The organism is Paenibacillus xylanexedens, assembly GCF_017874615.1.
Taxonomy (GTDB): Bacteria; Bacillota; Bacilli; order Paenibacillales; family Paenibacillaceae; genus Paenibacillus; species Paenibacillus xylanexedens.
Genome location: NZ_JAGIKV010000016.1, coordinates 25,590 through 40,288, shown reverse-complemented (window position 1 = coordinate 40,288; position 14,699 = coordinate 25,590). Strand labels below are relative to the sequence as shown.

The window sequence follows — 14,699 nt, the reverse complement described above, 5'->3', positions numbered from 1 at the left end:
ATGCTGCAAGCACACTCATTGACGCTTCACTTCAACAGTGGCTGAGAAGAAGGTCGCCCCGTTGCCCATGTCCGACAACCGATTGGACGTGAGCGAGTTTGCCCGTTGTTTCTTCCCGTCACCATCCCACCATAAGCCTTGGCTGATGAGGGTTCCCGGCAACATGGCTTCACAAAAAAATCATTAAATGACCTTGTATTTAATATTCATGTCAGAAACGTAGATTTGAATTTTAGGCCTAACTCAAACAACGCGCACCGACTGAATATCGATACGCGCTGGAAGCAAAGGTTTTAACTTAAATTCTACTCAACAGGGTATAACTAGTTCATTAAGAAATTTTTTATTATTTTTAACATACATCCCACAGAAATCCCACTAAGGTGCATCATTTTTTTTTAACTTTTTAAACTTTTTGACTTCATGAATTAATCTAATTATAAAAGCAATTTCAAGAGGCATACAAATGATAATTGCCACCACTAAAGAGGCCTCTAACGCCATATAAAATAATATTAAGACACCAATAATATAAACAATGGACATAATGATATCTCTCTTCGCTGCCTCGTATTCGGTTAATTGCTTCATATCATCATTCCTTTATAGCTTCTGGAGTACTACATTATATACCCCGATATCAATTAATTCATCATAAGTTCTTTCATCCCCGCCATCATTCACCTGTGCTGTTTTGCCATTAAACGTAGCTTTTACTATATATCTCTCTGAGGCCAATCCTAGCATACCCTGAGAATAGACTTCCACTTGTGTTAAATATCTAGTTGCATCCATGGCACCAATTATTGAATCAACTGTAACTCCTAGAATCGTGATCCCCATTGCCTTCAAGAAGGTAGTGAACTTACCCTTAGTATAATAAATATCTATTATTGTAATTACCGTTGCTATAGCAGTCCCAGCGGATATATTCAGCTTATAATGCTTATCTTGCAGAACAGATTGCTTTTGATATATAGAACCATATTGCTTCCAAGCCGTATTATACTTTTGCTTAACAAAGTTAAAACCTGGAGAAGCATTCAAAACAGCGCTTTGTGTTTCTACCGCTCCTGTGATTTGATTATCATATTCATTAGAAAGTGCATTACCATCTGACTCACTAATCATTTCACTTGCTTTTTGTGTAACGACCTCACCATCCGCCGTAGTAGTTACTATTTCGTCAGAACTTATATCGTAAATGGCTTCAGCTACGAGTTTATTGTCTATAAAATGCTTAACAGTACGTATTCCGTTTTCTTCTTTTATATTAAAATCTATTACCTCTCCTGTTTTAGTCTCTTCATAGCTCGCGTCAATATCAATTAACCCGTCCTGATCAGAATAATTATAGTTCAATTCTTTAATTTGATCATCTTCTACCCCACCATTATCAGCGTAAGTGTTAGCAGAAAAGGTTGAAAGTACTAATGTTAACATCAGTGTCAGAGAAGTAATTAAAGCAATTCTTTTCATTATATACCTCCTTATTAAGTTAAATAGATAACAAGAAATAATCCATTTACTGGTTCAAGTATGACATACAGAGGATATAATGGAACCCTTTTTTAGAATATTAATACAAATTAACTACATTATTTCGGGAGATTAGGTCTATTTACTTATATTTAACTTTAGGCAACTAATAAATTAATACACCTGACAAAGAACCTATCGCCCTATCGTATACTATTTTTAACACATTTAAAGTACAGCTTCTTATAAAAATAGGCCTTTACTCTGACAGCATAACAGTCAGTGCAAAGGCCATTGGAGTTGTTCATCTTACCTCAAAAAAATCACGCTGCAAGCACACTCATTGACGCTCCACTTCAACAGTGGCCGAGAAGAAAGTGGCCCCGTTCCCCATGTCCGACAACCGATTGGACGTCAGTGAATTCGCCCGCTGCTTCTTGCCGTCACCATCCCACCATAAGCCTTGGCTGATGACAGTTCCCGGCAACATGGCTTCACTCACCTTGGCGGTAAGTTCGATGCGCCCGCGTTCATTCCATACGACCACTGCATCGCCATCCTCCACATTTCTACGGATGGCATCCTCGGGGTGTATCTGCAATAGAGGCATCTTTTCCAAACGTTGATGTTTGGCTGAATTGCCAAAGGTAGAGTTCAGGAAATTATGGTTTGGCGGTGACAGGAACATCAATGGATACGTATCGGCAGGTCCAGCCGGATGCTCCCCATCATATCCTTCAACCAGAGCACTATAGGTAGGGAGCGGCGGAAGCCCTCTCTGTTCCATCGTCTCGGAATACAATTCGATTTTGCCTGAAGGCGTGGGCAGCTGATCCAGATATGCAGCATGTGGCGTCATATCCAGCTTCACGAATCGATGTTCCTTCAGTCCTTCCAACGTGACTCCATTCATGTAGGGGTTGCCTGTGCCTTGGAGAGCGTCCTCAATCATCTGTTCCGGTGTTTCTCCGAAGATTGCCGGATCGTACCCCATAGCCTGCCCAAGCAGTGAGAACAGTTCCACATTGCTCTTGCTCTCCCCAATCGGTGCAATCACCGGCTCTTGCAGATGAACGTACTGATGCCAATAAGAGGTGTACAGGTCCGTCGCTTCAAATGAAGATGTGGCTGGCAATACGATATCTGCATATTTCGCCGTATCCGTCATGAACAGATCATGCACAACCGTGAATAGATCTTCCCGTGCAAAACCTCGCTCCACCCGCTCGGTATCCGGTGCCACCACCAGTGGATTGCTGCAGTAGACCATCATCGCCCGGATTGGCTGCTCTGCTTCCAGCAACGCTTCACCAATCCGGTTCATGTTCACCACTCGCGGCTCCGGATTCTGCCGCAGCTCCGGACGTTCGAGCGCGTCGCTATTTGTGCTCGCGTAGCTGTTGGTTCGAACGGCACCGCCGCCTTGCTTCAGCCATTGCCCTGTAATCGCAGGCAGACATGCAACGCTACGCACGTTCATCCCCCCATTATCATGGTGCTGGAGGCCATTGCCGATGTGAATATGGGCTGCCTGTGCGTTGCCGTATAGTTCGGCCAGCTCCACAATCGTTTCCTCCGGCACGCCCGTAATGCGTGCAACACGTTCAGGGTTGTAACTGCGGACATGATCACGTAGTGCCTCATGACCTACCGTATACTTTTGCATAAACGCTTCATCCGTTAGTCCCCGTTCGAACAGCACATGCATCAATCCTAGCGCCAGTGCGCTGTCCGTGCCCGGATACAAAGGAATAAACCAGTCGCCCCATTGGGCGGTACGATTGCGATGAACGTCGATGACGACGATCTTGGCGCCTTTCTTGCGGGCTTTCTCCGCCAAAACGACCTGGTGCATATTTGTACTGACGATATTGCCGCCCCACACCAGGATGAGATCCGCATGCTCCGTATCTTCTGGCACCGTTCCCCGGTTGGCGCCCATCGTGTATTTCCAGCCGGTATTTCCAGCGGAGTTACAGATCGTCTGCTCCAGTACACTCGCACCAAGCGCATTGAAGAAACGCCGATCCATACCGTCTACGCCGAGAATGCCCATGTTACCGTAAAAGCTGTAGGGCAGGATACTCTCCGGGCCGTAGGTTTCGGACAATGTAGTGAATTTGGTCGTAATCTCACGAATCGCTTCATCCCAACTGATTCGTTCAAACTTGCCTTCGCCTTTGGCTCCTACACGTTTCATCGGATATTGTAGACGCTCGGGGTGATATACCCGCTCGGTCATATTTCTGACTTTATTACAAATGGAACCCTTGGTGATCGGATGATCCGGATTGCCTGCCACCTTCACAATTTTGCCATTCTCTTTATGTAATAACAGACCACAAGTGTCCGGACAGTCGAGCGGGCACACCGCCGCAAATACACCATTCTCCTGATCGATCATCGTAAGGCTCCCCTCTTTAAAAGCTATCCCTATATCATATCTTCTTCGAGGTTATCGCGTAAAGAGAACAGTATGTTTTTGCTTCATATTCACCGCTATAGCGGCTTTAGATTATTTTCAAAAAAATGTTTTTGAGTTTGATTCAACTTCAGAATTCAGGGGTAAATTAAAAATAAGGCATTAGGCTAGTGTTTCCCCACTTCCTCCTCATGCCATATCATGGACCACTCCCGAAATTCGCCATGAACAGGTTTCGTTCCCCCGAACCTTGTCATGGCGAATTTATTTTGCGTTAAACTCCAACAAGAACCCCATACAAAAAAAACGATCCCGCCCTGCTCCCTCACAGCATATTCGCCATGAACCGAGCAAGATCAGAATCGTCTTCTCTTCTATAACCCGTGCGCACATGCTACGCTGTGCCCGCTATGCTTGTTTACTCAACATCACTCTAGCCTCCGTCTCCACAGCTTCGATCGACGTCGCCATCTCTGGCTTCACTTTTGGCTCAGCTTGGCGCAGGTACACCACCCAATAGGCTGCAGCTACAAACAGAGCACCACCAGTCAGATTCCCGAGCCATACCGGAATGAAATTCATCACATATTGACCCCACGAATAATGTCCTTCAAAGATTGCCGCCGGGATGAGGAACATATTGGCCACAACGTGCTGGAATCCAATCGCCACAAATGCCATCGTTGGAAACCAAATGCCCAGTACCTTGCCACTCATTGTATCCGAAGCATAAGATAACCACACGGCCAGCGCGACCAGCCAGTTACAGCCGATGCCAGAGATGAAAGCTTGCAGGAAGCCGTCATGCAGCTTATGCCCAGCCATATCCACCACTTTCGCCAGATATACACCCTCTCCGGTCAGGCCCAGCACATGTCCAAACGCGTACGCGACAAACAAAGCTCCAACAAAATTACCAATCGTCACTAAGGTTAGATTTTTCAACATGCTACCCACGGATAATTTTCTTGCAATCGTTGCAAGTGGAACTGCCATCATGTTACCTGTCAGCAGCTCTCCACCACCGATGAGTACCAAGATTAATCCAACCGGGAACACTGCTGCTCCAATCAGATTGACCAGACTTCCCCACTCAGCTGGCGCAGAAGCAATCACCCGAATATCCAGTAGAAACCCCAGCGCAATAAAAGCCCCTGCCAGAAAACTAAGCACCAGTACAGAAGACACCGGATATTGAGCCTTCTTCATTCCTGTTTGCGCCGTATATTGTGCAACCTCAAGAGGTGTTTTTGCTGCCATATCATTCATCCTCTCCTTCATTGTTCATCGTTTGGAAAAACGACCTGAATTTCATTGTTTATGCGTTGAATACCATATCTCAATTGTATCTTGGTACTGCGCAAAACTTTGTGCAAATTATCACAATGTTGTCTAAAAAGATACTCTAAGAGTGTCTTGGAATAGTTAAGTCAGCAAGAGTATAGTAAGGCCTTTTGAAGCTAAAAAATCACAAAAGAAGACTGACGATATACTCGCCAGTCTTCTTTTTCCTTTATAATCGTCCGCCTTGTTTCGTAATCCTGGCAGTTATTGTACACCTCATATTTACGGACAAGCATGACTTATCTTTGTATGGCGTTTATCAAGATCGCTGTTCAACCATCTATTCTGCTTCCTTACACCATTGCTGGTGCTTTTACTTCTATTGGAGGCAGTGCTTGCAGACCAGCCGTGTTCAGGAAGTTCCATGGTTTGTTGTAATGTGGCTGGAAGAAAAAGTCGATGAAGGCCAGCTCATCTACGGTCATGTTGTTTTGGATGCAGACCGAGATCGTATTAATCGATTGGGTCAGATCAAACTGAGACATCACCTGTGCTCCCACGATCCGACGAGTAGCCTGCTCATATACCACTTTGAGCAACAGTTTCTCAGCCGTTGGCATGAACTCCGGACGGTAGCTGTCTTCCAGTACGACAGATTCAACAATCAGACCTTCGTCAGCAGCAGACGTTTCCGTCATCCCGGTACCCGCGATATTTTGCTCATAAACTTTGATACCCGATGTTCCTTGCGTACCCATATACGGTGTCGTAGGACGAACCAGATTGCGAGCTACGAGTGTACCCATCCGCACGGCGTTGGTCGCCAATGGAATGTACGCTGCTTTGCCTGTTGGGTTGTAATGAATAGCACAGCTGTCACCCGCAGCGAAGACATCTTTTTGACTGGTTTGCATATATTTATCCACGACGATTGCACCGTTTGGCAGCATATCAACTTGGCCTTTGAGCAGCTCTGTATTTGGACGGAAACCAATGCACAGAATAACCAGATCGGTTTCAAACTCTCCTTTGGACGTGATCACCTTAGTCACTTTGCCATTTTCACCAGTAAACTTCTGTACCGTTTGACCGAGAGCCAACTTGATGCCGCGTCCAGTCAACGTATCTTCAATCGCATCCGTGAATTCAGGGTCCAGGTATTTGTTCAAAATACGGTCCACACTGTCGATCAGGGTAACTTCCTTGCCGTTCATCTGGAAAGCCTCAACCAGTTCTACGCCGATATATCCTGCACCTACAACGGTAACACGTTTGGCATCTTTGGCTTTTTCAATAATCGTGTTGGAGTGATTGTAGTTTTTGCAGAGTAAAATGTTATCCATCTCGATGCCTTCAAGCTTTGGAACGACAGGCCATGAACCCGTTGTCACGATCAGTTTGTCAAACGTATCTTCAAATTCTTCCCCGGTTTGCAGGTTTTTAGCCTGAAGGGTATGGCCCTTGGCATCTACTGCTGTTACTTCATGAAGCATCTTGGTCTCAACACCAAGCTCTGCCAGTTGATTAGGCGAAGAATAGAACAAACCGTCAGGGTCTTTCACAACTCCACCTACGTAGAGCGCAATGCCACAAGATAGGAAGGAGATATTGTCATTGCGCTCGTACACGGTGATGGTAGCATCCGGGTACAATTTGGCGGTATTTACGATGGCTGCGGTTCCTGCGTGTGTACATCCGATAACTGCGATTTTCATTAAAAGTTCCTCCTCGAAATATATAAATGAGTTTGAATATAAGGTTATTATGGTTGTGAAACATTTCACTTCTTGCTCGAAACTGTGTATGTGATTTATTTCACTTTATACACTCATTATAATGTGATATTTTTCACATTGCAATAGGTTGAGCAAAAAAAGTTTGTCGAAAGAGGTCATTCCCCTGTATTTAAGCCTTTTTTCCCTTCATTGTATTGGTTTCATTGTCCCCGGATTTGATCGGGTTTATGCTATGTAATGGCTTCCGCGATCCCTGTATGAACGCCGTGTGGACGTATAAAGTTAGAGGCGTCTCCTGTATTCTTGTTTAACTTTTACAAAAAAATAAATGGCTTCAATTTTCATTACAGGGTTGATTTCATGGAGCCAACTCCTACCTGTGAACAGAATAAATCCACGTATATAAAATAATCAAAGAAGCCCATCCTTGCTTATGCAAGGACAGGCTTCTCAACGTTCATGTATTAACCGAGCAATTTCTCGATATCTGCAATCATTGTCTCCGGAGATTCTTTCGGTTCAACACGACCTACTACTTCACCTTCGCGGTTAACGAGGAACTTGGTGAAGTTCCATTGGATGTCGCTAGTTTCACCTACGCCAGGTTGTTGCTCCTTCAGGTATTGGAACAGGGGATGAGTGTCCTCACCATTCACATCTACCTTGGCAAACACCGGGAAATTCACACCATAGTTAATCTGGCAAAATGATTCCGCTTCCTCACTTGTACCTGGCTCCTGCCCTCCAAACTGGTTACAAGGGAAACCCAGTACAACCAAGCCTTGATCACGATAACGATCATAAAGCTTTTGCAATTCACCGTATTGCGGGGTCAGCCCACACTTGCTGGCTGTATTGGCAATGACCAATACTTTACCTTGATACAGATCCAGTGAGACTTCTTGGTTCGCGGTGGTTACCGCCTGATATGAATATACGGACATGACTGATTCCTCCCATGACATATGTTGGTTTGGGCTGTTTCGAGCACGTTGGCATAACCAATGAACCCACAGCCTGTCCTATTATTATAGACCGATCCGATGCGATTACCAAATCCCGGGTCTACCCGTCCCCTTTGCCCCATGCGTTGCAAATTCCCCATGAATGCAAAAGAGCCGGCGTGCAATAGCGCACAGCGGCTTCATTCTATGATGTAAGGACCACATATGGCCCATTTCGTTAACTTCCTGTCGCTTGGACACGTGGTTCTGTCCGTCCTCCAGCATGAACCATCGCGCTGTTCATGACCAGCTGCTCTGGCGTCTTCGATTGCTGGCGTTCGCCTGCAAGAGCGTAAGGCAAGCAGAGCGGTACACCGGAACGCGGATCAATCACGATATCTGCTTCAATGTTGAATACTTCACGAAGCACATCCGAATTCATAACTTCCACAGGTGAACCATGAGCAATGGCGTTACCTTTTTTGATACCAATCATGTGATGTGCATAGCGGGAAGCATGATTCAAGTCATGCACAACCATAACAATGGTACGGTTGGCTGTGGCATTCAGTTGCTCCAGTAATTGCAATACTTCGAGCTGGTGAGCCATATCCAGGAACGTAGTCGGCTCGTCCAGGAAAAGGATATCTGTTTCTTGTGCAAGTGCCATGGCAATCCAGGCACGTTGACGCTGTCCACCGGACAGTTGATCAATCGGACGATCATGGAATTCAGTCATGGCTGTCACTTCGATAGCCCATTCAATCATACGTTTATCTTCCGCACGCATGGAGCCAAATCCTTTTTGATAAGGAAAGCGACCATACGATACCAGTTCAGTAACGGTAAGACCTTCAGGGGCTGTTGGATTCTGTGGCAAAATCGCAAGTTGCTTGGCAACTTCACGCGTGGACTGTTTATGGATGGACTTCCCGTCGAGCAATACATTACCTGCTTTTGGAGCCATAATACGTGCCATCGTTTTCAGGATGGTTGACTTCCCTGAACCATTGGCTCCAACAAGTGCTGTAATTTTTCCTTGGGGAATCTGAATATTCAGATCCTCTACAATTAGTCTTTCCTCATAAGCGATATCCAGCTTGGTCGTCTCCAGACGAAACATGCGATCATCCCTCTCTCATTTATCCCGGTTATGTAATCCGGCTATGACAACAAAAACGAAATTTTAATTCTGTGTATTTCCGACGCAAATATCTTCTACACTAAAGATACTGATAATCATTATCATTTGTCAACATAAAAAACCAAATTTTCTTCTCTTTTCGTGCTTTATTTGGTCTTTCTATAGCAAAAATCCCCCTCTCTTCTCAAGTACACATGAGATCTTTTCTCATTCATTCCGCGCACTTTATCACTTCTGACTGTCTTTCAACTCTTGAATCGCAAATTTTGTGTCTGAATTGTGAATGTGTGAGTTTTTTTCATGTGTTTGCTATATCCGCCATATCAAATAAAAAAAGATGACCTTGAAATCTAAAGTTCAAGGTCATCTCACATACGCTCGTTTAATAAGGTATGAAGTCAGCATTTTTCATTATTGGGTCAAAAGACACTTTATGAATCTATGCAACATGCTCATATAAAATAACTTACAGCTTCGGCTGCGGCATCAATTGGATCCCTGTCATATTGCCCTGCGTACTTTTCACACTGACAATGCTCTCGGCATCAAGATCTGCTGGAAGATCGATCTGCAATCCATACGGATAGAGGCGATCCACCTCTCCAATAGACATCTGTGAAGAAGTCGTCGCATCCGCATCCTGTTCATTGGATACAGATGTGTCAGGCGATGTCGATCCTGTAGCCTGATCTGAATCGGTCCCTTGATCCGTGTCTCCACTCGCAACATTAGACGATGCATTCGTCCCTGTATCCGTTGTTGTATCGGTAGCAGGATCTGAAGTGGAATCACCCGATGTTGAAGGATCCGCCTGTTGATCGCCATCCTCCGTCTGCTCTGTGTTCCCCGCGTTTCCCGCTGAAGAACCATCCGTGCTTCCTTCGGAAGTACTTCCTGAGCCACCATCAGAGGTATCTTGGGTATCTGGCTCCTCATTCCGATTAAAACTCTCCCACTTACCTGTAGTATCCAACTCCTGCGTGCTGCCATCCTTCATCGTCAATTGAAGTTTGCCTTGCTCAAACTCAGTGCTTCCCGTATCATTCCTGAAACGGATCACCAGTTGAGCAGGTGATTGCGTACCCTCCTGTTCACTCGCAGGAATCATATAAGCAATCTGCTCCGCGAGCTGCACCTCAGGTTCAGCCGGTATGACAGGCTCCTGAGTAGATGGAGGGGATGCCACTGGCGGCTCTACAGAATCTTTCATCCATGCATATGTACCGCCAGCAATACCCAGAACCAGGATCAAGAGGATTAATCCGAACAGATTTTTCCTTTTACCCATTAGCATCCGCACCAGTGGAGAGGACAATTCCGTCTTCGCACGGTCATAGACCGGCTTCATTGTCTTGCTGGCTCTCACGTAATACGGTTTGAAAGCCGACTTCGACTTGAATGCTTCACGGTCATGGGCTTTGAAATACGCCACGATCGCATCTGCATATCCTTTATGCGCATTGGAACCCCGGACAAACATCCGATGATCTCCTGACCATTCGAAGAATGGATACAGCCCTTCAGCACGACTTGCATTGGTGCGGATGAATTCAATCAGGCCAGGATAATCCAACCGATTGCTGCCGCTTCCTCCCCGATAAAAAGCCATCGGCAAAGCTTCATATGCCGCAATCCCCGGATGAGCCTGCAGCTCTCCGGCAAGCCAGCGACGCGTCCAGCGTTGAAGTTCATTGCGTTCTGCCAGGGAAAGTGCCTCCAATGCCTCTTCTTCATTCCCCTCGCCACTAAGCCACACTCTCGCAGCCAGCATCATGTTCGTTCGAGCAGATACATCAGAGCCCTGACGTGCCGCCCAATCCCGAACCTCATTACCATGCTGCAAAATATCAATGCTTAATAGCTGTTCACGGTTAACCCGATCCAGATCCAGATCCTGAATCATAAACAGGTTAATGACATAAGCAAGCTTGTCTGCAAGGCGGGTTAACTCCTCCTGATATGCCGGATCTTGACTGGCAGACGGAGATCCCCCTTTGCGATTAGGGCGGGCTGTAGCTTCAGATTGACCAATTCGTGCCGTAATGCCTGTATCATAAATACTCTCAGCTGGTACCTGATCCAGTATGCTAACACGCTGGAGGGCTTCATTCGCAGACTGTACCGGATTAGGCGCAGAACATAACCGTTCACGCAGCTCATTGGCTGTGCGCTCCTGCAAGAAGCTGTAGTGGATCGCAGATGGATGGGACGTAACCCATCTGCGGATCACTTCCACAACGTACGCTGCCGATTCCGTGCGTTTCAGCTGATTGTCCAGATAAGGCTCGAACAACAGCTTAGTGAGTGATTCATTGGCCAGCACTTTATCAAAGAAAGCCCGATTCAGCTGCGGATCCCGATCCAGCACAGCATACAATTCCTGCACAGCGCGCATACGCTTCTGGGCGCGGGCATTATTCACACCGTAGATGAAATAGTCCACAATCCGGGATTGCACCACGGGCGTGGCAACACTGAAATATTCGCCAATGCGAGCTGCGACGTCTTCTTCGGGTACGTTCTCACGCTTCACGCTGTCCAGTTCCCTGCTGAGCAAGGTCAGGAACAGCTCGTTCAGACGGGAACGTTGCTGTAAGCCACCATCCGGCCTCAAATAGGTCAGCAAGCCACTCAGGACATGACTTTTGTTATCCAGATACAGGTCTTCCATGCCTTGTTCAAGACCATAGAACACCGCAAGTTCGCCATAGGCTTCAATGGAAAGTTCCCGCCCAGGTTCCATGCCGGACAACATTTCATCCGCAAACGTATAGAACGCATCCGCCGCCGCAGGTTCCTGCAATAAGGCCCAAGCGAATTCTGCATAAGGTAACTTCGCCACAGATGCATCCGCATGTGTCACTCTGCCGGATACCAGATCAAAGGTGAAATCCTTCTCCGTATTCCGGTCTTTCGGACGTAACGTCCCTCGCTCAACAAACTGGACGTGGATGCCCTTCTTGGCCTGTGGCTCCTTGGCAAACGTCATGAATCCCAGCTGCCGCCGGAATGCGTATGGTAAAGCCGTGTACAGCAAACGTAACAATCCTTTGCCCCCTGCGGTCACTTCCTCTGCGGGAAGGTCCAGCGCAATGTATACTTTTCTGCGTGTCGCTACAGACTGCATTACCGCATAGAGCAGGCGCTTGAACAGCACTTCGTTCATCTTCAAGGTGCTCAGCACTTGGGTGGGTGATCCTACGCCAGCATCGGTCGCCCCACCCTGTCCGCTCCTAGGTGATATAGGCAATTCAGCAAGTGCTGGCAGAACTGTACCTTGTTCGATGTCATAGGACGTGGCGAACACGGCATCCAGCCAGCCGCCTTGTTTCATCTGCTCTTCCGAGCGTTCGGGAGACAAGACGTAATTATGTGCAAAAAAGGCACTGCGCAGCCCGGTGAAATCCGCAGACTGGTACACATTTTGCCCAAGGATTGTCTCCCCACTCTCCAGATGAAGCAGGTGAATGGCAGCCGGAAACTTCGTCTCGTCCTTCTCGCTACGGCCTGTTAGCTCCGCTGGAGCATCATAGACACAGTAGGGGTGAAGCACTTTTTTGATAAAAGAAGGGTCCAGTCCCGGCGATGCCGCAACCGTATCAAACCCCTCTGTTGTGCGAAACACCCCGCGCCGCTCCCGGGTATACAGCTGTTGTTCAATGGGCGGGGTTACGGAAGAACGCATCATCCCACTCTCCCCTCAATGTACTTCAGCTTGTACAGGAGCCACAGGAAAGGTTCATCCACGCGGATCGGGCTAACCACACCCTGCAATTTCATATCCACCGGATTGCTACCCAGCGCAGAGACTGCGAAATAGGCTGTATCCTTGAAGTACACATCCATCGTGCCCTTGAATGGGCGATCCACCTTCTCGATAAAACGCCGGATCTCCCCGTCGATATTCTCGAACTCGGTTAAGTCGAACCAATCACGGTGCACCATGTTGCGGAAGACATTACTGTTGGATTTGATATAGTCGCCCTCTTCATCCTTGAGGGAATGCAGCATGTCGCTTTTCGTGAGCACAACGGCCGTTGGAATATTCGTTTTGGCTTTGTCCTGATACGCAATAAAATCTCCAAACATCGTCAGTACCACGTCACGTGGCTCATCGTATCGTGGTGTCCACTCTCCCGGCTCGTTGCCGAGGTTAATGCGGATTTTGTCCCGAATCGAACGAATCTGAAGCGGGTCCACCATGAACAGGATACCTGCCGAGTTCTTGATATGCTGCCCGTGAAGTCCGAGATAATCCTGCTCCACCATACCTTCACCCGCAACGTCAAAGAACACCAGTGTCAGCGGCGCTTTATCTTCGTCCTTGAACACAAACTGGAAGATAAACGGCTCCTGCAACTTTTCCTTCTGTGTGGAATCCAGCAGATCACCCCGTTCAAACAACGGTTCTTCATAATCCGCACGGAACCGGCGGCTAATCTCCGCATTCAATGGCATGCAAGCCGCGTCAAAATGATCAGCCGTATAATGCTGCAATGTATGAATTAATGAAGTCATGTAGACGGATTTCCCCACCTGGGATGCACCAATAATGGAAATGATATTGCTCGGTGCTTTACCCGCCGTAACAGGTAGCTCGTTATGACATTGCGGACACAACCGGCGACGCGTAACGACACCATACCGATCGTTCAGCCCCATCACGATGTTATCGGAATAAATCCGGTGTTCCTCCGGTACATCATGAGGTGCCAATACCGCCTCCATATCAAATACCGTGTCGAGTCCGAACCTTTCGCGATACCGATTCAACTTTGCATCTTCCCCGAGTGCGTAGTCCTCATCATCATCGCGGTGATGGGCGGCGCGGAACACCACCTCTTCCGGTGAAAACTTGCTGAAACAATAAGGACATACAATATCGTAAAACAGCGGACGTTCCTCCGGCTGTTGTCTCTTCAAAAACCGACTAAAAAAGCTCATAGCCACTCCCCTCCCCTGATCAGTCAGACTAAGGTGATTTACACTTGCACTACGATGACAGAGTAACCTTCCAATCGCTAGTCCAACTATCTAGTCTGATATAAGCCGATAGGCGGCTCCATATTTCGGTCCGTCCGTGAAGAATAATCGCACATAATCATCCTTGGCAACTTCAACGGGCGGCATCTCATTTCTTCCGGGAGCAAAATCACTCACAAAAGGATACACCGTACCATCTTCCTTATTCAGCGGAACCCCGCCCTGTTTGCGAACATAACAGAGGGCTTCCTTTGGAACAGGTACTTCCGCTGTGACGGTGATCAATACACTTTTTCGTTTCTGAAAAAAACCGCTCTTGTAGCGAATCGAAAAGCGGATATCCGCCTTCCCTGCGCTTGCAATCACCATGTTGTCCTCATCTCGTTGACGGATCAGCACAGGCCCATCTTCCTGCATCTGACACACATAAACCGTGTACTTGATGGCACCAAAACCTGTAATCCGATCCGTGTAACCATTGCTCGCCTTATATTCCTCTCTTGTGTACAGCTTCAGCTTGCCCTGTGCAGGCTCTTCCCCGGTACGATCATCGCTCATCATATCCAGCTCCAGCCGTTCCACATACACAGCTTCTACCCGTTCCGGCCAGAGCCAGCGAAGTGTACAACGCCCTTCGTCCACCGCAAGTGTCAGTTTTCGAATCAAGGGTGTCGAAGGGTCTGCATCCGTAAACCGCATTTCCATTG

The 14,699-nt window shown here is 47.2% G+C and carries 10 protein-coding genes; all 10 read right to left on the bottom strand.

Annotated features, from left to right (window positions below; genetic code table 11):
* Positions 1 to 378: 378 nt before the first annotated feature.
* The 10 genes from J2Z28_RS19900 to J2Z28_RS19855 all read right to left on the bottom strand — a co-directional run bounded on the left by J2Z28_RS19900 (position 379) and on the right by J2Z28_RS19855 (position 14,691).
* Positions 379 to 591 carry a hypothetical protein gene (locus J2Z28_RS19900; RefSeq protein ID WP_036612733.1) on the bottom strand — a complete coding sequence of 71 codons (213 nt, stop codon included), beginning with the start codon at positions 589 to 591 and terminating at the stop codon, positions 379 to 381.
* 12 nt (positions 592 to 603) lie between these two features.
* Positions 604 to 1,479: a hypothetical protein gene (locus J2Z28_RS19895; RefSeq protein ID WP_211083947.1), complete on the bottom strand. Its 876-nt coding sequence runs from the start codon at positions 1,477 to 1,479 to the stop codon at positions 604 to 606.
* Positions 1,480 to 1,819: 340 nt separating this feature from the next.
* A complete protein-coding gene (locus tag J2Z28_RS19890; RefSeq protein WP_211083945.1) occupies positions 1,820 to 3,883 on the bottom strand; it encodes a molybdopterin-containing oxidoreductase family protein in 2,064 nt (687 codons plus the stop codon).
* Positions 3,884 to 4,309: 426 nt separating this feature from the next.
* Positions 4,310 to 5,161 (bottom strand): formate/nitrite transporter family protein, encoded by an 852-nt coding sequence (locus tag J2Z28_RS19885; RefSeq protein WP_211083943.1) that lies wholly within the window; start codon positions 5,159 to 5,161, stop codon positions 4,310 to 4,312.
* A 377-nt stretch (positions 5,162 to 5,538) separates the two neighbouring features.
* On the bottom strand, positions 5,539 to 6,900 hold the full coding sequence (locus J2Z28_RS19880) for an FAD-dependent oxidoreductase (RefSeq protein ID WP_211083941.1): 1,362 nt from the start codon (positions 6,898 to 6,900) through the stop codon (positions 5,539 to 5,541).
* A 485-nt stretch (positions 6,901 to 7,385) separates the two neighbouring features.
* Positions 7,386 to 7,865: a glutathione peroxidase gene (locus J2Z28_RS19875; RefSeq protein WP_047840764.1), complete on the bottom strand. Its 480-nt coding sequence runs from the start codon at positions 7,863 to 7,865 to the stop codon at positions 7,386 to 7,388.
* A gap of 238 nt (positions 7,866 to 8,103) precedes the next feature.
* Complete coding sequence (locus tag J2Z28_RS19870) at positions 8,104 to 8,988, bottom strand: ABC transporter ATP-binding protein (RefSeq protein WP_017691849.1); 885 nt, start codon at positions 8,986 to 8,988, stop codon at positions 8,104 to 8,106.
* A gap of 487 nt (positions 8,989 to 9,475) precedes the next feature.
* On the bottom strand, positions 9,476 to 12,697 hold the full coding sequence (locus J2Z28_RS19865) for a GAP1-N2 domain-containing protein (protein WP_211083939.1): 3,222 nt from the start codon (positions 12,695 to 12,697) through the stop codon (positions 9,476 to 9,478).
* Complete coding sequence (locus J2Z28_RS19860) at positions 12,694 to 13,953, bottom strand: TRAFAC clade GTPase domain-containing protein (protein WP_024632789.1); 1,260 nt, start codon at positions 13,951 to 13,953, stop codon at positions 12,694 to 12,696. Before J2Z28_RS19860 ends, J2Z28_RS19865 begins: the two co-directional genes overlap by 4 nt.
* A 90-nt stretch (positions 13,954 to 14,043) precedes the next feature.
* Positions 14,044 to 14,691: a hypothetical protein gene (locus J2Z28_RS19855; RefSeq protein WP_062836882.1), complete on the bottom strand. Its 648-nt coding sequence runs from the start codon at positions 14,689 to 14,691 to the stop codon at positions 14,044 to 14,046.
* Between the last annotated feature and the right edge of the window lie 8 nt (positions 14,692 to 14,699).